This is a genomic window from Kitasatospora sp. NPDC001175 (genome assembly GCF_053598215.1).
Map to the genome: position 1 here is coordinate 96,731 of NZ_JBSFJU010000020.1, position 21,017 is coordinate 117,747.

Here is a 21,017-nt window from a genome sequence, read left to right on the forward strand (position 1 = left end):
GCCCGACGGCCGTCGCCCCCACTGCATGAATTGACCATCGACATATGTTGATCGATGACTTATTGTCTTCAGGTGACGGCCAGTCAGCCATGCGGGCTGACAGACCTCGCGCTCGCCACTCGGCCGCCCCCGCACGCGCCGGAAACGGTTCGCCGTCAGGCCCACCGGCCCAGTGCGCCCGACCGAGCGGGCCGCCCCCACTCGCCCGGATCCGCCGATCCGAACACCCCGACACCCCGTCAGGCAACCCGAAACACCCCACGCGCAACCTCCGTTCCCGCATCCCGTGAAAGGACTGCCGTGCATCACCGCACTTCCAGGCCCAAGGCGCTCGGCCTCGGCCTGACCACCTTCCTGGCCCTGGCCCTCGTCGCCCCTCCCGCCCTGGCCGCGGCATCCGCCCCGGCGGCCGACGCCGACCCGGTCCCCGGCCTGGTGGCCGGTGAGGACACCGCCACCCCGCAGCTGGTCACCGGCCTGGCCGAAGCGGCCCCCGGCAACCCGGCCGACGCCGCCCGGGCCCACCTCGCGGCCCACCGGGACCGGTACCGGGTCGACCCCGGACAGCTGACCGCGATCGCCACCGACCGCACCGACGATGGCGGACACACCGTCAGGTTCCAGCAGGACCGGGGCGGCATACCGGTGCTCGGCGCGCAGTACCTGGTCCACCTCACCGGCGACGGCGCCCAGCAGCGCGTCGAGTCGGTCGGCGGCAAGTACTTCACCGGCCTCACCGCGCCGACCAGGCCCACCATCCCGGCCGAGACACTGCGCAACCTGGCGCTCAGCTCGATCGAGGACGAGCACGCCCGGGCCGGGGCCAGCGCCGAGGACCGCGGCCTGGTGATCCTGCCCGGCGGCACAGGCCGGCTGGCCCAGCACTTCACCGTGCACAGCACCACCCCGGCCGCCGGCGGCCGACTCGTCCGCGAGGTCTACGTGGACGCCACCGTCGGCGCGATCGCCCTCGCAGGCGCCGCCGCCCCGTACACGGTCGGGGCGGACACCGGCACCGGCCCCACCACCCCGAGCGACACCGGTATCGAACCCGCCACCGGCACCGCCCCGGACGCCTTCGGCCACTCCACCAAGGTGAACATCGGCCGTCTGCCGGACGGGAGTTACCAGCTCACCGACCTCACCCGTCCCGCTGCCATCACCACCTACGACGCGGCCGGACGGGACTGGGGCGACTTCCAGGGCAGGATCCCCGCCGACAGCCACCCGGTCCGCTCCCCGAGCCCGGACTTCCCGGCCGCCACCGGCAGCAGCGGCGCCACCGACGCCCAGCTCGACGCCGCCATCGTGTACGACTTCTACCACGACCGGCTCGGCCGCAACGGCCTGGACGGCAAGGACGGCCCGATCACCTCCGTGGTCGACGTGACCGACGGCGGCGACCCGTTCCCGAACGCCTACTGGGACGGGCAGAAGATGGTCTACGGCGGTGGCGGCCCCCAGTACAACCCGTTCTCCGTGGCACTCGACGTGGCCGGGCACGAGATGACCCACGGCGTCATCCAGCACACCGCCAACCTGGTCGGCTTCGGCCAGGCCGGCGCGATGAACGAGGCACTGGCCGACTACTTCGGCAACGCCATCGAGGTGACCGCCCGCGGCATGTCGATGAACGACCCGAAGGCCGCCCTGCTCGGCGAGAGCCGGTGCCGCACCGGCACCCCGGAGGCCTGCGCCCAGCGCCGGTTGGACGACCACCGCACCACCGTGAACGACTACCTCGGCGCAGGGATCGGGCTCGACAGCGGCGGGGCGCACCTCAACTCCACCATCTTCTCCGGTGCGTTGTGGGACATCCGGCGCACCCTCGACCCGCTCACCGCCGACCGGCTGGTCTACCGCGCGCTCGCCGACTACCTGACCCCGATGGACGACTTCGTGGACGGGCGCAACGCGGTGCTCGCCGCCGGCCGGGCGCTCCACCTCAGCCGCGCCCAACTCCGAGCCGTGGCAGGCGCGTTCGATGCGCACGGGATCCAGGCCGGCTGGCAGCACCGGCTCGGCATGGACAGCCGCACGCTGCTGAGCGACGCCTCCGCCCCGTCTGCGCCGGCTGTCGCCGACGGCCACTGGGTGATGGCCGACGCCGACCCGACCGGCAAGGCCCAGCCCGCCCTGTACACCGGCTCCACCACCGGCCGCGGCGCCCCCACCCGGCTCAGCCCGGACGACGGCCGCGTGCACGGCTGGGCCGCCACCGACGGCACCTCCGCCGCCTGGCTGGCCGTCGGCACCGACGCCCAGGGCAGGTGGGGGATGGAGGTGCTGACCCGCTCGCTGGCCGGCGGCCCGATCCGCAGCCTGTTCAACTCCACGGGTACCACCCGGGAGCCCGGTGAGGTCGCGATCTCCGGCAACGACATCGCCTTCAAGGTGACGGACTCCGCCACCGGCCGGACCCGGATCCACCTCTCGCACGGCGGCGGCCCGGCGGTGGAACTCCCGCTGTCCGACGGCCACCGGATGTCCGGCCTCACCCTCAAGGACGGCAACCTCGGCTGGACCGAGTCCTGGGCCTCCGGGCAGGATTACGTCGACGCGGCGACCGTCTACTCGATCCCCGCCGGCAAGGTCACCGCCCAGTACGTGGCGGACGCACCGGGTGGCAGCAGCCCCGACGCGATCACCTCCACCCTGCTCGCGGGCGGCCGCCTGCTCTGGGTGGAGACGCCCGGCGACCGTACCAAGCGCAGCTCGGTCCGCTCCGGTGCCCTGGACGGCTCCGGCGTCACCGACGTGCTGCCCGGCACCTCCCCGGACGCCCCGCCCGCGGGCACCGCCGTCACCATCACGGCCTCCGACCTGGCCGTCACCTACGGGGGCGAGAGCCGCAAGCCCGCCGACGGCTGGACCAATGCCGCGCTTCCCAAGCTCTGGCAGCTCCCGATCACCGGCGGCACCCCCGAGCGCGTCTCCTGCAACCGCGGCGGCCAGTACCAGGCCGCAGCCGACCAGGGCACCCGGGTCCTCTGGCTGGACGCCACCCCCGGCCGCACCGACCTGGTCACCCGCGACCGCCCCGCCGCCGGCTGCTGACCCGCGCTCGCTCAGCGCACGAGGAGGGGCCGGGCGTGCACACCGCTCGCCCGGCCCGCTTCGACCTCAGGCCGTGACGGCCGCCTCCAGCTGCTCGGCGCTGTCGGTGCGCTCCCAGGTGAGGTCCGGCAGCTCGCGGCCGAAGTGGCCGTACGCCGGAGCCGTACGGGCAGCCCGCGCGCAACCACCACAGGTCAGGCACCCCGGTGGATACCGCCTCCGCCGAGGGCAGCACGAAGTGCGACCAGGGCTGCCGGTGGACGTCAGAAGAAGGTCCGCACCAGGTCGACCACGCGCGGGAGTTCGGCGTCGGCGTCGTCGAGCACCGGGATCATCGTCCACTTGTCGAAGACGGTGCAGGGGTGGGAGAGGCCGAGCCGGACGATGTCGCCGACCTGGACGTCGGTGTCCCGCAGGAAGGCGTGCTGGTCGTTGAGCGCGGTGATCCGTCCGCCCGCCAGCCGGCCGCCGCCGCGGACGAGCTGGGGCTCGGGCAAGTCGTAGTCGTAGGAGAGGTCGCGCTTGCCGCCGTCGAGCAGGGCGAGGCCCGGCTCGGGGCGGGAGACGGCCCTGGTCCAGGCGTGCAGGGCGGAGCGGAACGGCCGCTCCGAGTGGGCCCGGGCGAGCGGGGAGATGCCCCGGTAGAAGCCGTCGTCGTGGGCCAGGTAGGCACCGGAGCGCAGCACCACCCGGGTGCGCGAGTCGCCGAGCGGGGCGAGGAGTTCGGTGACGGTGTCGAAGTAGGCGCTGCCGCCCGCGGTGACCCAGACCTCGTCGGCCTGGTCGAAGAGCCCCTCGGCGTCCAGGAGCCGGTACAGCTCGGCCAGGTCGGCCACCCAGCCGGCGACCGCGGCGAGGGAGTCGGCGGTGGCGTCGTGGGCGATGGCGCCCTCGTACCCGCTGACACCGGCCAGCCGCAGGCCGGGCGCGGCGTGCACGGCCCGGGCGACGGCCTGGGCCTCGGCAACGGTGCGGCAGCCGGTGCGGGCGCCGGGCGAGCCGAGTTCGACGCAGACGTCCACGGGAGCCGGGGCGCCGCGCAGTGCGGTGTCCATCAGCTCGACCGAGCGGACGGAGTCCACCCAGGAGGCGAAGCGGAACTCCGGGTCGGCGGCGAGGTCCGCGGACAGGCGGCGCAGCCCGGCGGGGTCGAGCAGGGTGTTGGCGAGGTGGATCCGGCGCAGGCCGAAGGCGCGGGCGACGTTGACCTGGGGCAGGTTGGCGAGGGTGATGGCGGTGGCCCCGGCGTCGAGCTGGCGCTGCCAGAGGACGGGAGCCATGGTGGTCTTGCCGTGCGGGGCGAGGTCGACGCCGGCCTTGGCGCACCACTCGGCCATGGTGGCCAGGTTGTGGTCGAGGGCGCCCGCGTCGAGGGTGACCAGGGGGGTGGCGAGGTCGTCCAGGGTGGGGCCGGTGGCCAGGTACTCGGCGACGGTCGCGCCCCAGGCCGCGGCGGGGACGGCCTTGAACCGCCAGTCGAGCCGCTCCTCGGCGAGCGCCGCCACCCGGGTGCGGTCGATGACCTGTGGGATCTGCACCATAGCCGTTGTCCTCCGAATTCGGCGCTGCACAATACGCAAAATTCCTCGCATAATATGCCTTTACTGATCTGACCTCAGCCCTGGACCGAGGTCAAGGCACTCTCCGAGGAGCACCCAGGTGACACCGCCCGCCGCCGTCTGCCTCGGCGAGTCGATGGCCGCCCTCCTCCCCGACCGCCCGGGACCACTGGAGCGGGCGGAGAGCTTCCACCCCGGCTTCGGCGGCCCCGAGTCCGACGTCGCGTGCACCCTGGCCGCGCTCGGCGTCCCGGCCGCCTGGATCAGCCGGGTCGGCGCGGACGGCTTCGGCCGGCAGCTGGTCCGGCGGATCGCCGCGCACGGCGTGGACACCTCGGCGGTCGGCTACGACGAGTCCCGCCCCACCGGCCTGTACCTCAAGGAGACCGGCTCCGGCCAGGAGCACCCGTACGACCTCGGGGCGGGCCGCACCCGGCTGCACTACTACCGGCGCGGCTCGGCCGCCTCCGCGATGGGCCCCGAGCTGCTGGCAGAGCCGGCCGCCGCCGCCCTGCTGGCCGCCGCACCGCTGATCCATCTGACCGGCGTGACGCCGGCGCTCTCCGACAGCTGCCACCGCCTGGTGCGCACCCTGCTGGCCGTCCCGGACAAGCTGGTCAGCTTCGACCTCAACTGGCGCCCCGCGCTCTGGGCCGGGCGGGACCGGCAGGCGCTGCGCTTCCTGATGAACGCCTCGGGCATCGTGCTGCTCGGCGCCGACGAGGCGCGCGAGGTGCTCGGCACCGACGACCCGGCCGCACTGCGCAAGCTGCTCCCCCGTCCGACCGTCCTGGTGCTGAAGGACGAGACGCACCGCGCCACCTCGATCGCCCGGGACGGCTCGACCGTCTGTGAACCCGCCCTCCGGGTGGCCCCGGTGGAGCCGACCGGAGCGGGCGGCGCCTTCGCTGCGGGCTATCTGGCAGGCACACTGAGGAACTTGACCGAGCCCCAACGCCTGCGGCTCGGACACCTCGCGGCGGCGGCCGCCCTCACCACCCGTGGCGAGCTCGGCGAGCTGCCGCCCGCCGCCCTGATCGAGCGGCTGCTCGCGGCGGACGAGGCGGGCTGGGCCGCGACCACCGTGGACGGCGCGGGCTTCCACCCGGCGGCCGTCGGCTGAACCGCCCTCAGGCCGACCGGCCACGAGGAATGTCGGTATCAGGGTGACCGCCCCGGGCTGACGCATGCTTGGGCCATGTCCGTTTTCAACCTGAGCAGTGCTTTCATCACGTTCTTCGCCGTGGTGGGCCCGCCGAAGGTCCTGTTGACCTTCGCCCACCTCGCCCGGAAACGCACCGGGGCCGAACTGCGCCGACTGGTCCTGGCGAGCACCGTGCTGGCCGCGCTGGTCGGCGTCACCCTGGCGTACGCGGCGGACTTCCTCACCACCTTCTTCCACATCAGCGACCAGTCGCTGCTGCTGGCAGGCGGGGTGATCTTCTTCATCTATGCCGTCGCCCTGGTGCTGGGCATGCACCTCGTCGGCGGGGAGACGGCGGGGGCCGAGTGGGACAACCCGCTCGCCGAGGGGCTGCGCGAGCTGCTGCTGCCGTACATCGCCAGCCCGCTGGCGGTCACCGCCGTGATGGTCGAGTCGCTGCAGAGGGACACCTGGTCGTGGCACAGCACCATCGCCGGGGCCTATCTCGCGGTGGTGCTGATCAACTGCTTCTCCGTACTGGCCCTCTCCAGCGTGCTGCACCGCAGCCACCAGACCTCGCTCCAGGTGCTGTCCCGGCTGCTCGGACTCCTGCTGGCCGCCGTGGGAGTGGAGTTGTTCCTGGCCGGTCTGGAGAGCCTCGGCGCCCACTTCCCGCACCACTGACGGTCGTTGACCGCAAGGTCAGGGGAGCTCGACCGGGCGCCAGGGGACCGGGGTGGAGAGGATCATCGAGCTGGACGGCTGCCCGTAGACCGCCAGGCGGTCGATCAGCTGCTCGAAGTCGGCCATGCTCCGGGCCGCCACCAGCAGGACGCAGCAGGCCCCGCCGGTGACCCGGTGCAGCTGGAGCACCTCCGGCCAGCGGGCGACCTCGGGATCGCGCAGCACACAGCGCCGGCCGTAACACTGCATCTGCACCAGCGCGGTGACGGTCAGTCCGGCCGCGTCGAGGTCGATGTGCGCGTGATAGCCGCTGATCACCCCGTCCGCCTCCAGTCGCCGGACCCGCTCGGCGACGGCCGGCGGGGAGAGCTTGACCCGGCGGGACAGCTCATTGAAGGAGAGCCGGGCGTCGCCCTGCAACTCGGCGATCAAAAGACGGTCGACGGCGTCCACGGCTGCTCCCGGAGTGAGGGTTTCGTTCCATAAGGTCTGATCGGGCCAACAGGTTCCGAACGTAAACCGGTTTCGCCGATCCGGTGTGCACTGCCCATTCAAAGGCCACTGCGGCCGCCGCACAATGGTGTCGCGGGAGATCAGCAGCCGATGGCTCGGCGGTGACCGCGGCAACCCGCGCGTCCAGGAGGAACCGGCATGGTCCAGAACGGCATCACCACCCCGAAACTCTCCTTCCGCCCGGCCGAGGACGTGGTCCACGGCACCCCGTACGCCCAGTACGCCCGGCTGGAGACCCTGCACAGCCTGCAGCACCCGCGCAGCGCCGAGGACGCCGAGCTGTCGTTCATCATCGCCACCCAGGTGATGGAGCTGCTCTTCGACCTGCTCCGGCACGAGTGGACGGCGGCCCAGCGGTCGCTGCGCGGGGACGACGTGCCGGCCGCGCTCGCCGCCCTCCGGCGCGGCACCCACGTCCAGGACGTGCTGATCTCCTCCTGGGACCTGCTGGCGACCATGACCCCGCGGGAGTTCGGCGCCTTCCGGCCGCTGCTCGGCGAGGCCTCCGGCTTCCAGTCCTCGGCCTTCCTGCGGCTGGAGTTCCTGCTCGGCAACAAGAGCGAGTCGCTGCTGCGGATGTACGAGTCCGACCCCGCCGTGCACACCGAGCTCACCGCCGCCCTGCACGCGCCCGGCCTGTACGACGACGTACTGGCCCTGCTGTCGCGGCGCGGACTCGCCGTGGCGCACCGGCCAGGCACCGCCCGCTACCGGCCCGCCCCGGAGGTCGAGACGGCCTGGCGGCAGGTGTACACCGAGCCCGGGCACGCGGAGCTGGCCCGGCTCGGCGAGGCGCTGCTCGACACCGCCGAACGGGTGACGCGCTGGCGCCAGCGGCACCTGTCCGCCGTCAAGCGCGCCATGGGCGCCAAGCCCGGCACTGGCGGCTCCAGCGGCCTGGCCTGGCTGAAGCAGTCCGCCGACCAGGACGTCTTCCCCGAGCTCTGGACCGTCCGCGACCAGCTCTGAACGGGCGCGCATCCGGGGTGCGCCCTCCCGTGCTGCGGCCCGTGCCGCTTCGGTGCGTGCCGCCACGGCCCGTACCACTACGACGTGAACGCGCTCTCCAGACCGTCGAGCCGCAGCGGCGTACCGGGGAGGATCGCGGTGCGGTCCGCGACGTCCACTATCCGCACCGCGATCCGGTGCACCGCCATCTCGTACTGCTGCCGGTACTTGCGCAGGCTCGCCAGCCCGTACAGTCCCTCCTCGACGTAGGACGAGCCGAGCCCGCTCTGCACGTACTGCAGTCTGGCCGCCACCGGCGGGAGTTCGGCCAGCGGCACCGGCGACCAGAGCACCGGCACGATCCCGCTGGCCCACCCGGTCGCCCGCCCCCGCCGCTCGAAGGCCGTCCACTCCCTCCCGCACCGCTCGGACCGGAAGTAGCTCCGCGAGTACAGCGGCACCAGCACCCGGCAGCTGGCCAGCGCCTCGGACACCCCCCGGTCCGCCTCCGGATCGGCCGGGTCCAGCCGGTCCATGAAGCCGGCGGGCACCGCGCCCGGCAGTGCGGTCAGCTGCAGTACCTCCTCGGTCAGATCGGCGAACAGCTGCTCCACCAGCGGCTGCGGGCGCTCGGTCACCGGGTAGCTCAGGAAGAAGTACGGCTGCGCGGGCCCCGGCGGCTCCGCGTCCCACGCCGTCTCCTGGCGGAAGTTGCGCGAGTGCGAGGCGGCGTTCGGCCGACGGGTCGGCACGCTCTGCGAGGAGCGCGGCGAGGGCCGCCCCGTCTCCCCGGTGACGGCCGGGTTGCGGGAGAACAGGAAGGGCCGGTCCCCCCAGGAGAAGATCCGCGACTGGGCGAGGTCCACCTCGCGGATGCCCCGCTCGTGCACCTCGCGGATCAACTGACCAACCGTCAACTCCGCAGGGGATCCCGGGCTTCCGTCCCGCAGCACCCGGGCGAGCCGACTGGCGTAGGAGCGCGCCGACGGCTGCCGCATGCTCACCACCACGTGCGTGTCGGAGGAGTCCTCCATGATCGCGGGCTCGTCGGGCAGCACCTCCTGCCAGCCGTCGATGACCAGCAGCCGACTGCGGGCCCGCGCCGCCGCCATGGTCTCCAGCATCGCCACGCAGTCCACCGACCTGGCCGCGGGGCCCAGCGTCAGCCGCTCGACCGGCGGCCCGGCCGCCTCCCCGCCGACGTAGACCACCAGGACGTCCTCCGCCTCGGCGACGGCGGACCGCAGTGCGCGCTGGAAGGCGACCGGGTCGTCCACGCCGGCCCAGACGCGTTCCGGGGCGAGTCCGACCAGGGCCCGGCTGGAGAGCGCGGCGGCGAGGCCGGTGACGTCGCCGCTGGCGCGGAACTCGTGCTCGGCGAGCGGCTCGGCCGTCGAGGCTCGCGAGGTGGTGAGCAGCAGCACGGCCCGGGACCGCTCGGGGTCGGGCAGGCCGGGCGGGGCCTGCGGCACCGGGACCGGCCGCCGGTCCGGCTGCGGCACCTGCTGGAGCACGGGTGCGGTCGGGCCGTCCAGCAGCCGCAGCGCGGCGGGACTGATCAGGGCGAAGGCGCGGCGTTCCAGCGCCACCGCCGCTCCCCCGCTGTCGGTGGCCGCCAGGGCGGCGAACTCGCCCGGCGCCCGTCCCGCCCGTTCGGCGATCTGCTCGCCGACCCTGGCGAGCAGTCCGACGGCCTGGTGGGTGGTCGAGCGCGGCAGCGTGTTCAGCAGCAACTCCCGCACCCCCGACCGGAATTCGAAGTGGTCTCGGCGGCCATCGCGCTCCTTGAGCAGCCCGCTGACCACCACCTCGGCAAGGTGCTGGGGCTGCGGGCGGGTGAAGCTGGCGCGCTGTAGCAGCCGCATCACGGGCAGGGCGGGGGTGGTGAGTGCAGTGAGCCCGGCCAGGGTGAAGGCCTCCCGGGAGGCCACCGAGCGGAAACGCAGGACCAGTTCCTCCGGGCCGAGTTCGTGCGGTTCGGGCAGCGGTTCGACGTCGTCGGCGTACTCGGCCGGGGCGGGGCCGACCAGCAGCGCCGAGCCGACCACCTGGCCGCCGGCCGGACTGCCCACCAGGCGGGCCCAGTTGGCGATCCAGCCGGCGTTCGGTTCCAGGACGGGCAGCGGCAGCTCACCTGGCCCGGGCGGCAGCTCGCTGAACGGCGCGAAGCCGTACGCCGAGTTGGGGACCCCCGCCTCGGGTGCGGACAGCAGGCCGACCTCGGGCGGCAGCGCGGCCAGCTGCCACAGCCGCTCGGGCAGCGGCTGCACCACGGCGACCGGGGCCCGGCGGGCCAGCGTGTGCAGGGTCCGGTACCAGTGGTTGCCGGCCGCGCCGGGCCGCCACTGCGGGCCCATGCAGTCGCTGAGCACCAGCACCACCGTGCGGGCGTCGGCCATCGGGCGGGTCGCCAGCCGTCCGCTCGCGTCGAGGCGGGTCCGCACCACCTGGCGGAAGGCGCCGGTCTGCACCAGCAGGGTGTGCAGTTCCTGGAGCAGCGGGCGCCAGAGCGCCATGGTGGGGCCGCAGTCGAAGACCAGGTGCAGGTCGAGCCAGCGCTCGGTGCTGGGCCGCAGCACCGGCAGTACCGGGCGCCGGCCCTGCGCGCACCCCGTCCCGTGCGCCAGGCGGTCCGCGGTGGCCGCGTCGGCCAACCGGTTGGCGGTGGCGTCCTCGTCCAGTTGGACGTGCCGGGGGTCGGGAACCCGCCGTTTGAGCGGGCGCAGCGCCCGCTGCAGGGTGAGCGGGCGGGCCAGCATCGGCACGCTCGGGGTGGGGACGGCCGCGACGGCGGCCACCGCGTCCTCCGGATCGCCGGAGGCCAGGTGCAGGGCGGTGCGGACGCTCTGCCCGGCGCCGGCCGCGGTGCCGGTGCTGCGGCCGGCCGTCCGGTTCGGGTCGACCAGGCGGTCCTGGCGGCGGGCGCCCGGCCCCCCGGCACCACCGCCCGTCTCCTGGCCCGCGTCGCCCTCGCGGCCGCGGGCGGCGAGCCAGAGCAGTTCGGCGAGTTCCACCGGCCCCGGATCGGCCAGTCCGAGCTCGGTGAGCAGGGCGGCGAGCTGGTCGAGCGGTCCGGCGGTGCCCGGCGCCTGGTCAGAAGACATCGTCGTCCTGGCCTCTGCTGAGGTACGGCATCACCTGGGCGGCCAGGGCCGCCCGGTCGGCGGCCTCGGCGAGTTCGGGGCGGGAGGTCAGGTAGATCGCGTTGAGCAGCTGGTCGGTGGCGAGTTCGCCGTCCTCCCGGCGGCCCAGGAAGACCTCGACGATCTCGCCGACCAGCCGGGCGTCGGCCTCGGGCAGATGGGCCTTGACGATCTCCTCCAGCTCGGCGCCTTCGGGACGGCGCAGCTCCAGCACCACGCAGCGGCGCAGGAAGGCCGCCGGGAACTCGCGTTCGGCATTGCTGGTCAGCACGGTGAACGGGAAGGCCCGGCAGCGCACCCGGCCGCCGCTGATCGGCGCCCGGTGGCAGCCGTCGGCGGTGAGCACCTGGGCCTCGGGCTGCTGCGGTGCGGCGCGGACGAGTTCGTCGATCTCGTACTGGCCGTCCTCCAGCACGTGCAGCAGGTCGTTGGGCAGGTCGAGGTCGCCCTTGTCGATCTCGTCGATGAGCAGCACCCGGGGCCGCCGGTACGGGAGCAGGGCGGTGCCGAGCGGGCCGAGGCGCAGGTGCTCGTCGAGGGCCGCGCCGTACGTCCGGGGCCCGGCCTGGTTGGCGGCGTAGAGGCGGGAGAGCGGGTCGTACTGGTAGAGGCCGTCGCGCAGGGTGGAGCGGCTGGTGATGTTCCAGCGGAGCACCGGGCCGAGGCCCAGCTCGCGGGCGACGGCGTACGGGAGGCTGGACTTGCCGCTGCCGGGCGGACCGGTGACCAGCAGCGGGCGGCGCAGGTAGAGGGCCGCGTTGACGAGCTCGACGGTCTCGGGGGTCGGCCGGAAGGTGCCCGCCCGGTGGCCCGCGGTGGTGGCCCAGCGCTGGTCCGCGCCGTCCGCCCGACCGACCGGACCGTCCAGCGGCGGTCCGCCGTCGAAGGCGCGCCAGGGCGGCGGCGGGGGGAGTTCGGCGAGCGCGTCGTGGGGCTCCTCGACGCCCCGGTAGATCGGCTTGAGCGGCATGCTGCGGCCCTCTCGTGCTAGTCGCTCGGGTGGCGGGGTGGTTGGGCGGTCGGGGCGACCCCGTAGGGTCGGTGCGGGCTCGGCACGACCTGCGGGTCCTCCCAGAGCAGCACGAGCCCGGCCGACCAGTGCGCGCCCGGGTCCTCGCCCTCCTCCGCCTGGTGGCGCAACTCCCTCACCCGGCGCGGCAGGTCGTCCAGCTGGAGATCGGCCAGCTCGACTGCAAGTCTGTCAAGGAACCGCCTGTTCCGGCAGGTCTCGACGTAGGTGTGGTCGGTGGTACAGGTGTGTTGGGTCCACATGACGGCGGGCGCACCGGCCTTGAGCGCCGCCGCGAGCAACGGTTCGTACGGGGTGCCCTTGGGCGGGCCGGGCAGGACGGGCAGGTCCGCGCGCGCCACCGGACGCAGCCGCTGGTAGAGCCGTTTGCTGTCCGGGACGGCGTGGCACGGGATCGGGTACAGGGCGGCGCTGTGGTCCTCCCGCATCCGGGCCCACTTCATCTCCAGGTGGCGCCGGTCGGCGGCGTTGGCCCGGCGCAGCTGGTCCACCACCACGACCGCGTGGTCGGCGCCGAGCGGACCGAAGTCCTTGCGCCTGGCCCAGCTGTGCACGGGCTGGGTGATCCACTTCCGGGGCAGCGCGAAGATGATCAATTCGGCGCCGTCCGGCTCCAGTTGGCCGATCTCCTCCTCGAGCCGCTCGCGGACGAAACCCGGCAGCATCGAGCTCAGCATGGTCCGCGAGTGCGGCTCGCCGAGCACACCGTCGCGGATGGCGGAGATCGACACATGGAACATCCTGGTCCCGGCACCGCTCGGCTGGATGTCCACCAGGATCGGGCGCCAGCACTCCCGGCGCGGGGCGGCGCGCACCGGCTCCCCTGGCGCGGGGACGGTGCCGCGGGACGCGCCGGCGTACGGCACACCGGCGGCGAGCCAGCGGGAGAGCCCGGCGCGCAGCCGCTCGTCCTCGGCCGACTCGGCCAGCCGGCCGACGAAGTCCAGCACCGGATGCAGCCGGCCGACCGGCTGCGGAACCTCGGAGAGCAGGTACCAGGCCGCCTCCCAGAGGTTGCGCGGCCGGGTCGGCGGGTCCGGGCAGCCCAGCCGGCCGGCCGCCGCGCGGTACAGCTCCAGCGGGTCGGCCGCCACGTCGGCGTCCGCCAGCAGCAGCCGCAACTCCCTCACCGCGTCCGCCGGTACGGCCGCCCCCGGGAGCCGGTCGGCCACCTCGGGCGCGTACCGGGCGATCGCCTCGTCGGGCAGCATCTGGCCGAGCCGGACCGCCGGGACACCGCCGTGCCGCCGGGCCCGGTCGTCCACGCCTCGCCAGAGGGTGTCCTGCGCCGCCGTCACGATGCCGACCACCTCCCCGGTCCCGGCGAGCACCACCGGGCCGCCGCTGAACCCGGGCGCGAGCGGCATCCCCGTGCCCTCGTGCTCCAGTTGGACCAGCTCGCCGCCGATCCGCAGCGCGCCCCTGGTCAGCCGGACCTCGCTGCTCAACCCGCCGTCGTGCCCCTCGGGGAACCCGTACGCGGCCAACTGCGGCGCGTGCAGCCCGCTCCAGCCGTGCAGCGGCGCGAACCTGGCAGGGGTGGCCGTGTACGGCGAAAGCGCGGCGTCCAGCTCCAGCACCGCCACATCGCCGGTGCCGCCGGACCGTTCCACCCACGGGCCGCGCACGGCGACGGTGGCGCCGATCGGCGGGTGGTCGGGGCGCGCGGCGAGATGGACCCGCGCCCGGACACAGCCCTGCACCACATGGGCGCAGGTGAGCACCCGGCGGTCGGAGATCAGCAGCCCCGCGCCGGTGGTGGCGAACGGGCCCTCGGTGGTGATCCGGGTGAGCCAACTGACGTCCTGCCGGGCCGAGTCGGCGCCGGGGTCGAGCCGACCACCGCGGTCACGCTGAAGCGGCACGCCGTAGGCGGGGGCTTCGGGAACGTCGGGGGCGGGGTCGCGGTACGAGGACTCGCCGCGTGCGGGATCGCCGTAGCCCGCCGGGGCCGGGAGGTGCGTCACCTCCTGGTCCGGCAGGTAGTTGGCCGTCTCGTCGAACATGGTGTCGTCCCGGGTCCGCGGGCCGGCCATCAGGGTTCGTCGCGACCGGCCGGGATTCTCTCCGGCGCCCAGACGAGTTTGACCGTCAGATGGGCGTCGGTGGCGGTCTTGGCGATCAACGCCCCCGCCTCGGCCGAGAGTTTGACCCCGAACGCGATCTCCACCGCGTCCGGCTTCAGACTGCCGTCACGGAACGCCGCGAGCGCCGATTCGGCAGCCACCCGGACACCCGCGAGCGCCTGCTCGAAGGTCGCCGACGCGCGCTCCACCCCGGCGGTGACCGCTGACGAACCACGACCGACCGGCTGCATGCCGTACGGCTCGTCGTCCCCCAGGCCCTCCGTCTCGGCGCCCTCGACGCGCACCACGGCGCCGCCGACCGTCACGAACTCCGCATACTCAGGCACGACTTCCCCCTCAGCCTTCACCTTTGTTCTCCCAGGATGCCCTACCGGGGAGGAATGATTCCTCGACTCGGAGTCTCGAATCGCGCACCGATTCCCGCCGGATCCCCCCGAGCGGGTGACCGACTCATCGGGCCATCGGGCGGCAGGGGGCACTCCGCTGCTCCGCTACTCCTGCGCGGGGTTCGCAACGGCCTGCCCCGGCCAACGCCGGATGACTCCTCCCCGTGGGCCGCCGGTCACCGAGGCGGGTTCCCCGATCAGCGGGCCGCACCTGCCGCGGAGCCGCCACGTCAGCACTGACCGGCCCTTCGAGGGCTTCCGGACCGGAAGCAGCCGCTCACGCGCTGTGCTCGGCCACCCCCGACCACCGGGCGACCGACCACCTGGTGTTAGCGTGCCGAGGGCTCCGTCGACCGGACCCCGCCGGCTGCCCGCCGTCCGTCCGCCGGGCCCGGCCACCGTCCGCGAAGGGTGTCTCCTCCCATGGCCAAGCTCCTGCTGAGCCTGCACGTCCTGGCCGCAGTCCTGTTCATAGGCCCGGTGGCCGTCGCCGTGAGCATGTTCCCGGCCCGCGCCAAGGCCGCCCTGGCCGCCGGCCCCGACCAGGCCTCGGCCGCCGCCTCGGTGAAGCTGCTGCACCGGATCACCCAGGTCTACGCGCTGCTCGGGATCGCCGTGCCGGTGATGGGCGTCGGCACCGCGCAGGTGATGGGCATCATCGGCCAGGCCTGGCTGATCGTCTCCATCGTGCTGACCGCGCTGGCGGCCGGCGCGCTGCTGTTCTTCGTGCTGCCCGCCCAGCAGAACACCATCGACGCGCTCGACGCCGCGCCCGAGAGCGAGGAGCACACCCGGGCGACCGGCGGTCTGCGCCTGCTGCCGATGACCGCCGGGGTGTTCAACCTGCTGTGGGCCGTGGTGACGGTCATGATGGTGATCCGCCCGGGCTCGACCACCGGCGCCTGACCCCCGGCACCACGGCCGTCCCCGCGCGGCGGAAGCCCGCCCGGAGCGCCTGCCGCATCGAAGCCCCCGGCCCGCACCGGGGGCTTCGCCGTTCCCCCGGTCCGGCTCACCTCACGCGGCGAGCTCGTTCACGCGTCCCGGCCAAGGGCCGCCGCCGGAGGCGGTCGTCCCCGGTCAGCGGCTCGCCCTGACGGGCCTCCGCCCGCCGGGTGCGGGTTCGCCGCGCAGTGGTACGCCTGCCCGTTTCACCGCCCGGGCGACGATCGCGGTCTCGACCCGGGAGATCCCGAGTGGGCCGAGCGTCTCGGTGGTGAAGCGGTAGAGCCCGGCGTGGTCCGGGCAGAACACGGTGGCCATCAGGTTGGCCGGCCCGCTGGTGGCGAGCACTCCGTGCACCTGCGGGTGTCCGGCCAGCCGTTCACCGACCTCGGCGAGGCGGCCCGGTGGGACGTCCAGCCAGAGGTTGGCGTCGACCGTCATCCCGAGCAGCCGGGCGTCCACGGTGGCGTGCGTCCGCAGCAGGCCGCCGGCGGCCAGCCGGGCGAGCCGGCGGCGGACGGTCGACTCCGGCGCGCCCACTGCGGCGGCCAGTGCGGCGTGCGACCGCCGCGCGTCCTCGCCGAGTTCCGCGAGCAGCCGCCGGTCCAGCTCGTCCAGCGCGGGCGGCGGGGTGGTCGGCGGCTCCGGTTCCAGCGCGGCGGTCTGATCTGCCGTCAGATATCCGGCCCGCCACCGGCCGGCGTCCGTGAAGACGTGCAGGACGGCGTGTGCGCTCGCCTCCACCACCGAGCCGGTCGCCGGGAGTTGGGCGTGCACCAGGTGGTCGCGCGAGCCCGGGTCGGCCAGCATCACCGCGCTGACCTCGTGCCCACCCAGCATGATGTCGACGAACGGCACGTCCGGACGTGCCGCGAGCGCGTGCGCGATCGCCTCGACCTTGCCGCGGAGCACCCGGACCCGCAGCAGCAGCGCGCCGAGCGCGGCCTCCTCCACCGCGGGCAGCCGCACCACCCGCAGCGCCCCGGTGTGCTGGAGGCGGGCCAGCCTGCGGGTCACCGTACGCGCCGAGACCCCGAGCACCTCGGCGATCCGGCCCGGCTCGGCCCGGCCGTCCACCTGGAGCGCGCAGACCAGCGACCGGTCCAACTCGTCCAGGACCTGATCCGCCATTTCAACCTCCCCCGTGTCTGACTTCCGCCACTGGGGCCGCAGGAAGCGTCCGCAGTCGCTGCCCTCACGGTACTTCTTGTCACGGCCGAGCACGAGAGCCGAGTACGAGAGCCCGGCCGAGAACCGAACCCGAGAACCGAACCCGGGGAGAACCCGCGATGGACGAGATCACCGCCCTGCTGCCCGCCGCCACCGAGGCCGTCGTGGCCGTGGGTGCCCACCTTGTCGAGCGGCACCGCCCGGAGCCCGCAGCCGCCGCGAATCTCGCCGGGGCGATGGCCGTCTTCAACGAACTGGACACCCCGGCCTCGGACTTGCTGCGGGAGCGGCTCACCGGCCTGCGGCCGCAGGCCGGTTGGCTGGCCGACGAGCTGGCCACCTCCATCCCGGTCAACGGTGAGTGGTGGAGCTGCGACGCCACCGACGGTGCGATCCAGTACCTGTGCGGACTGTCCCAGTGGGCGGTCACCGCGACGCTCATCCGGGACGGCGAGCCGGTGCTCGCCGTTGTGCACTCGCCGGTCCAGGGCTTCACCTACACCGCGGCCCTCGGCGGCGGCACCCGGCTGAACGGGCGGACGGTCCGGCCGCAGGTGCGCGAGCTGTCGGCGGCGGTCGCCACCACCAGCCAGCCGCCGACCGTCGCCGAGGACCCGGTCGCGCTGCGCCGGGCGGGCGAGTCGCTGTCGGCCCTGCTGCCCCGGGTGCTGGCGGTCCGCAACCTCGGTCCGACCAGCCTCCAGATCTCCCAGGTCGCCTCCGGCCATCTCAGCCTCTTCTGGCAGTACGGCGCGGACCCGGTCAACCTGCTGCCCGGCGCACTGATCGCCCGCGAGGCCGGCGCCCGGGTCACCACCACCGGCGGCACGCCCTGGACTCCCGCCGCCGACGGCTTCCTCGCCGCCGCCCCCTCCCTGCACTCCGACGCCGTCGCCGTGCTCGGTCAGGTCTCCTGATCCGGTGCGCGGCGCACCCGGCTACCTCTCACTGGTCCGACGTGCCCCCGACCGGCCCGTCCTCGCCCGCCACCCCGAACAGCGCCGCCGCGTTCCGGTAGCGGACCGCCCGCAGAACCGCCGGACCTCCGCCACCTCGGTCATGTCACGGGGCTCACGCGTGCCGCGCGCGGGCAAGGATCGCCTCGGTGTCCAGCCCCGTCGGCAGGGTGCCGTACGCACCGCCGTGGTCCCCGCCGAGCCGCGAGGCGCAGAACGCCTCGGCCACGGCCGGATCGCCGTGGCGGACCAGCAGCGAACCCTGGAGGACCAGCGCCATGAGTTCGACCACACGCCTGGTCCGGTACTCGACCTCGCTCAGGTCGCCCAGCTGCTTGCGCAGTTCGCCGACGGCCGCGTCGAGCCGCCGGTCCGCTCCCGCCGCCGCCTCGACCTCACCCAGGAAGGCCTCCACGGTGGCCGGCCTGCGGGCCATCGCGCGCAGCACGTCGAGCGCGGCGACGTTGCCCGAGCCCTCCCAGATGGAGACCAGCGGGGCCTCCCGGTAGAGCCGGGGCATGCCCGACTCCTCGACGTACCCGTTGCCGCCGAAGCACTCCAGCGCCTCCGCCGCGTGCCCCGGACCTCGCTTGCAGACCCAGTACTTGGTCACGGCCAGCCCCAACCGCCGTACCAGTGACTCCTGTTCGTCACCCGCGAGGCTCAGGTCGGTGGCGTTCGCCAGCCGCAGGGCGGCGGTGGTCGCCGCCTCGGACTCCACCACCAGGTCGGCCAGCACGTTGCGCATCAGCGGCTGGTCGACCAGCGCCTTGCCGAACGCCCGCCGGTGGGTGGCGTGGTGGAGTGCCCGCACGGCGCCCAGCCGCATCGCGGAGGCGGCGCCGAGGGTGCAGTCGAGCCTGGTCATGTTGACCATCTCGATGATGGCGGGCACCCCGCGCCCCTCCTCGCCGACCAGCCAGCCGACCGCGCCGTCGTACTCGATCTCGGCGGAGGCATTGGAGCGGTTGCCCAGCTTGTCCTTGAGTCGCTGCAGCAGGATCCGGTTCCGGCTGCCGTCGGGCAGGACGCGCGGCAGCATGAAGCAGCTCAGCCCGCCGGGCGCCTGGGCGAGGGTGAGGAAGAGGTCGGACATCGGCGCCGAGGTGAACCACTTGTGCCCGGTCAGCCGGTAGCTGCCGTCCGCCTGCGGCACAGCGCTGGTGGTGTTGGCACGGACGTCGGAGCCGCCCTGCTTCTCGGTCATCGACATGCCGGCGATCAGTCCGCGCTTGCCGCTCGGCTCCCGCAACCCGAAGTCGTACTCGGGCGCCGCCAGCAGCGCCTCCAGCCGGTCGCCGAGTTCGGGCGTCTGCCGCAGCGCGGGGACGGCGGCGTAGGTCATCGAGATCGGGCAGGTGTGGCCGGCCTCGACCTGGCCCCAGACGTAGAACTTCGCGGCCCGCGCGGTGTGCGCGCCCGGCCGGTCGTCGCGCCAGGGCGCGGCATGCAGACCGTGCGAGACCGCGACCCGCATCAGCTCGTGCCAGGCGGGGTGGAACTCGACCTCGTCGATCCGGTGGCCGTAGCGGTCGTGGGTGCGCAGCACCGGTTCGTACTCGTTGGCCAGCCGCCCCCACTCGGCGGCCTGTTCCGTCCCGGCCAGCTCGCCGAGGCGGTGCAGTTCGGGCTCGGCCCAGCCGGCACCGGCCCGGTGGAGCGCGGCGAGCAGGGTGGGGTCGGTGGCGACGTCGTGGCCGTACTGGTCCGGCACCTGGTTGGTGACCTCGTGCGTGGACGGCATCGCGTCCTCCTCAGGAACTCCGAGTGGCTTTGTCTCCCTGCTCCGCGCCCAGGGCACGCTGGGCGAAGGAGACCAGGGCGGGGATCACGTCGTCCGGGTCCGATCCGGCGGCGAGCGGGCCGACCAGTGCCTCGCCGACCGCACCGACCAGTGCGGCGGCGGTCAGTTCGGCGTCCTGGTGCGGTAGTTGACCGGTGGCGATGGCGGCCCTGATCTGTTCGGCGAACAGATCGCGGAACGCCCGCCGGAAGACGAGGCGTTCGGCGTCGACCACCGGGTCGGCGGGTTCGACGAGCAGGGCGTAGGCGAGCCGGGGGGCCTTGAGTGCCCGCGCGGCGAAGGTGCGGACCACGGCCGCCACCCGCCCGTGCGGCCCCTCGCCCCGGTCGGCCGCGTCCGCGACGGCCTCGCCGACGGCCGCCACCTCGCGCTCGACCACGGTGCGGAACAGCACGACGGACAGCTCGGCCTTTCCCCCGAAGTGCTGGTACACGCTACCGGTGGCGATCTTGGCCCGGCGCGCCACCGCCGCCACCGAGCAGCCGCCGTAGCCGTGTTCGGCGAGCAGCTCGACAGCGGCCTGGAGCACCGCCTCGCGCTGGGCGTCCAGCCGGGCCTGGACGGCGGGTGTGCGTCGGTATGCCACACCAAGAATTGAAGCACTGATTCAGAACTTCAGCCAGGGCCTCCGCCCGGAAGGCGGAACGGGCCGCCCGAGGGCGGCCCGTTCGGCGGACGGCGAGTGCGGTGGGGGCTAGGGCTTGGGCAGGGTGCACCCCGGCAGCGTGAGGTCCAGCCGGTTCCCGGCGGCGAAGCAGGACGGGATGAAGTACGTCTCCTCGGCGTAGTTGATGCCCTGGCGGACCGCCACATTGCCGTTCTCGTCGACCTCGCACGGGTTGTCGACGGTGCAGGACTCACCGTCCTCGTTGCCGGTGTTGTTGACCGCGACCAGCTGCCCGGTGCTGGTGTCCACCACCGGCGAGCCCGAGGTGCCGCCGATGGTGTTGCAGCTGGGGGTGTACCGGACGGAGTCCTTCCAGGTCCAGTCACCCTCCTTGAGTCGGTAGACGAAGCCGTCGATGTTGCAGGAGTAGGTCTTCTTCCAGTAGCCGGAGACCACCTTGATCGCGGCGCCCGCCACCGGGTGGGCCGTCGACATCGTCAACGGGCTTATCCCGTAACGGGATTTGATCGAGGCGTAGCTGGTGTTCAGCTGGTAGAGGGTCACGTCGGTGTCGGTCATGGTGCTGTAGACGACCTTGGTGGCCCGCAGCGTGCCCAGCCGTCCGCCGGTGGAGCTCAGCAGCGTGAAGCTGCGACTGGACGGCTGGTCGGTGATCACCTCGCCGGCGGCCGGCATCCCGGTCTCCAGGCAGTGCCCGTTGGTCAGCACCAGCGCCGGGTCGCCGGCGGCGGAGTTCGGCATCCGCACCAGCGAGCCGGAGCAGTCGCTGAGCGCCACGGTTCCGGCGAAGTCCACCGTGACGGCGGGCGCCTTGGCCGAGGCGGGTAAGGCGGCGGCCAGGGTGGTCGCCCCGGCCAGCAGAAGTGCGGAGAACGCTCCGATGAGCGGCTTCTTCATGAAAGTGCCTCTCGGTGTGGGGGTCCTCCCAAGCTGACGTGGGCATGTTGGGTTGTCAATACGATG

General features: G+C 73.8%; 16 protein-coding genes. 6 read left to right on the forward strand and 10 right to left on the reverse strand.

Annotated features, from left to right (window positions below; translation table 11 throughout):
• Positions 1–300: 300 nt before the first annotated feature.
• Positions 301–3,057, forward strand: a complete 2,757-nt coding sequence (locus tag ACWDAK_RS17170) for a M4 family metallopeptidase (RefSeq protein ID WP_427393842.1) — start codon at positions 301–303, stop codon at positions 3,055–3,057.
• 263 nt (positions 3,058–3,320) lie between these two features.
• Here ACWDAK_RS17170 and ACWDAK_RS17175 read toward each other — a convergent pair whose 3' ends face one another.
• Positions 3,321–4,598 (reverse strand): alanine racemase, encoded by a 1,278-nt coding sequence (locus ACWDAK_RS17175; protein WP_344634297.1) that lies wholly within the window; start codon positions 4,596–4,598, stop codon positions 3,321–3,323.
• Between the two features lie 118 nt (positions 4,599–4,716).
• Here ACWDAK_RS17175 and ACWDAK_RS17180 point away from each other — a divergent pair, with 118 nt between their 5' ends.
• On the forward strand, positions 4,717–5,739 hold the full coding sequence (locus ACWDAK_RS17180) for a sugar kinase (protein WP_427393843.1): 1,023 nt from the start codon (positions 4,717–4,719) through the stop codon (positions 5,737–5,739).
• Positions 5,740–5,814: 75 nt separating this feature from the next.
• Positions 5,815–6,444 (forward strand): MarC family protein, encoded by a 630-nt coding sequence (locus ACWDAK_RS17185; RefSeq protein WP_344634299.1) that lies wholly within the window; start codon positions 5,815–5,817, stop codon positions 6,442–6,444.
• An 18-nt stretch (positions 6,445–6,462) separates the two neighbouring features.
• On the opposite strand, the gene ACWDAK_RS17190 is transcribed toward ACWDAK_RS17185, so the two are convergent.
• Positions 6,463–6,897 carry an Lrp/AsnC family transcriptional regulator gene (locus tag ACWDAK_RS17190; RefSeq protein ID WP_344634300.1) on the reverse strand — a complete coding sequence of 145 codons (435 nt, stop codon included), beginning with the start codon at positions 6,895–6,897 and terminating at the stop codon, positions 6,463–6,465.
• Between the two features lie 198 nt (positions 6,898–7,095).
• Here ACWDAK_RS17190 and ACWDAK_RS17195 point away from each other — a divergent pair, with 198 nt between their 5' ends.
• The gene (locus ACWDAK_RS17195; protein ID WP_344634301.1) at positions 7,096–7,926 is read left to right on the forward strand and encodes a tryptophan 2,3-dioxygenase; all 831 of its coding nucleotides are present in this window, start codon (positions 7,096–7,098) and stop codon (positions 7,924–7,926) included.
• A 77-nt stretch (positions 7,927–8,003) separates the two neighbouring features.
• On the opposite strand, the gene ACWDAK_RS17200 is transcribed toward ACWDAK_RS17195, so the two are convergent.
• The 4 genes from ACWDAK_RS17200 to ACWDAK_RS17215 are packed head-to-tail and all read right to left on the reverse strand — an operon-like array spanning position 8,004 to position 14,491.
• Positions 8,004–11,009: a TIR-like protein FxsC gene (locus tag ACWDAK_RS17200; RefSeq protein WP_344634302.1), complete on the reverse strand. Its 3,006-nt coding sequence runs from the start codon at positions 11,007–11,009 to the stop codon at positions 8,004–8,006.
• The gene (locus ACWDAK_RS17205; RefSeq protein WP_344634303.1) at positions 10,999–12,018 is read right to left on the reverse strand and encodes an AAA family ATPase; all 1,020 of its coding nucleotides are present in this window, start codon (positions 12,016–12,018) and stop codon (positions 10,999–11,001) included. The genes ACWDAK_RS17200 and ACWDAK_RS17205 overlap by 11 nt, the downstream gene beginning before the upstream one ends.
• A gap of 17 nt (positions 12,019–12,035) precedes the next feature.
• Positions 12,036–14,084 (reverse strand): VMAP-C domain-containing protein, encoded by a 2,049-nt coding sequence (locus tag ACWDAK_RS17210; protein WP_427393844.1) that lies wholly within the window; start codon positions 14,082–14,084, stop codon positions 12,036–12,038.
• A gap of 29 nt (positions 14,085–14,113) precedes the next feature.
• On the reverse strand, positions 14,114–14,491 hold the full coding sequence (locus tag ACWDAK_RS17215; RefSeq protein WP_344634305.1) for a CU044_2847 family protein: 378 nt from the start codon (positions 14,489–14,491) through the stop codon (positions 14,114–14,116).
• 483 nt (positions 14,492–14,974) lie between these two features.
• Between ACWDAK_RS17215 and ACWDAK_RS17220 the strand changes: the two genes are divergently transcribed.
• Positions 14,975–15,457, forward strand: coding sequence for a DUF2269 family protein (locus ACWDAK_RS17220; protein ID WP_344634306.1), 483 nt, complete (start codon positions 14,975–14,977; stop codon positions 15,455–15,457).
• Positions 15,458–15,631: 174 nt separating this feature from the next.
• Here the strand turns inward: ACWDAK_RS17220 and ACWDAK_RS17225 are convergent, their stop codons facing one another.
• Complete coding sequence (locus ACWDAK_RS17225) at positions 15,632–16,627, reverse strand: Lrp/AsnC family transcriptional regulator (protein WP_427393845.1); 996 nt, start codon at positions 16,625–16,627, stop codon at positions 15,632–15,634.
• Positions 16,628–16,785: 158 nt separating this feature from the next.
• On the opposite strand from ACWDAK_RS17225, the gene ACWDAK_RS17230 reads away from it, so the two are divergent.
• Positions 16,786–17,583 (forward strand): inositol monophosphatase family protein, encoded by a 798-nt coding sequence (locus ACWDAK_RS17230; protein ID WP_427393846.1) that lies wholly within the window; start codon positions 16,786–16,788, stop codon positions 17,581–17,583.
• 154 nt (positions 17,584–17,737) lie between these two features.
• Here ACWDAK_RS17230 and ACWDAK_RS17235 read toward each other — a convergent pair whose 3' ends face one another.
• The 3 genes from ACWDAK_RS17235 to ACWDAK_RS17245 all read right to left on the reverse strand — a co-directional run bounded on the left by ACWDAK_RS17235 (position 17,738) and on the right by ACWDAK_RS17245 (position 20,951).
• Positions 17,738–19,366: an acyl-CoA dehydrogenase family protein gene (locus tag ACWDAK_RS17235; RefSeq protein WP_427393847.1), complete on the reverse strand. Its 1,629-nt coding sequence runs from the start codon at positions 19,364–19,366 to the stop codon at positions 17,738–17,740.
• A 10-nt stretch (positions 19,367–19,376) separates the two neighbouring features.
• Positions 19,377–20,012: a TetR/AcrR family transcriptional regulator gene (locus tag ACWDAK_RS17240; protein ID WP_344634310.1), complete on the reverse strand. Its 636-nt coding sequence runs from the start codon at positions 20,010–20,012 to the stop codon at positions 19,377–19,379.
• A 108-nt stretch (positions 20,013–20,120) separates the two neighbouring features.
• Positions 20,121–20,951, reverse strand: coding sequence for a S1 family peptidase (locus tag ACWDAK_RS17245; RefSeq protein ID WP_344634311.1), 831 nt, complete (start codon positions 20,949–20,951; stop codon positions 20,121–20,123).
• Positions 20,952–21,017 lie beyond the last annotated feature (66 nt).

Excerpts from the sequence above, each read along its gene's own strand:
- ACWDAK_RS17175 (WP_344634297.1), bottom strand. The coding sequence starts at position 4,598 with ATGGTGCAGATCCCACAGGTCATCGACCGCACCCGGGTGGCGGCGCTC.
- ACWDAK_RS17225 (WP_427393845.1), bottom strand. The coding sequence starts at position 16,627 with ATGGCGGATCAGGTCCTGGACGAGTTGGACCGGTCGCTGGTCTGCGCG.
- ACWDAK_RS17230 (WP_427393846.1), top strand. The coding sequence starts at position 16,786 with ATGGACGAGATCACCGCCCTGCTGCCCGCCGCCACCGAGGCCGTCGTG.
- ACWDAK_RS17195 (WP_344634301.1), top strand. The coding sequence starts at position 7,096 with ATGGTCCAGAACGGCATCACCACCCCGAAACTCTCCTTCCGCCCGGCC.
- ACWDAK_RS17245 (WP_344634311.1), bottom strand. The coding sequence starts at position 20,951 with ATGAAGAAGCCGCTCATCGGAGCGTTCTCCGCACTTCTGCTGGCCGGG.
- ACWDAK_RS17210 (WP_427393844.1), bottom strand. The coding sequence starts at position 14,084 with ATGTTCGACGAGACGGCCAACTACCTGCCGGACCAGGAGGTGACGCAC.
- ACWDAK_RS17205 (WP_344634303.1), bottom strand. The coding sequence starts at position 12,018 with ATGCCGCTCAAGCCGATCTACCGGGGCGTCGAGGAGCCCCACGACGCG.
- ACWDAK_RS17185 (WP_344634299.1), top strand. The coding sequence starts at position 5,815 with ATGTCCGTTTTCAACCTGAGCAGTGCTTTCATCACGTTCTTCGCCGTG.
- ACWDAK_RS17220 (WP_344634306.1), top strand. The coding sequence starts at position 14,975 with ATGGCCAAGCTCCTGCTGAGCCTGCACGTCCTGGCCGCAGTCCTGTTC.
- ACWDAK_RS17200 (WP_344634302.1), bottom strand. The coding sequence starts at position 11,009 with ATGTCTTCTGACCAGGCGCCGGGCACCGCCGGACCGCTCGACCAGCTC.
- ACWDAK_RS17235 (WP_427393847.1), bottom strand. The coding sequence starts at position 19,366 with ATGCCGTCCACGCACGAGGTCACCAACCAGGTGCCGGACCAGTACGGC.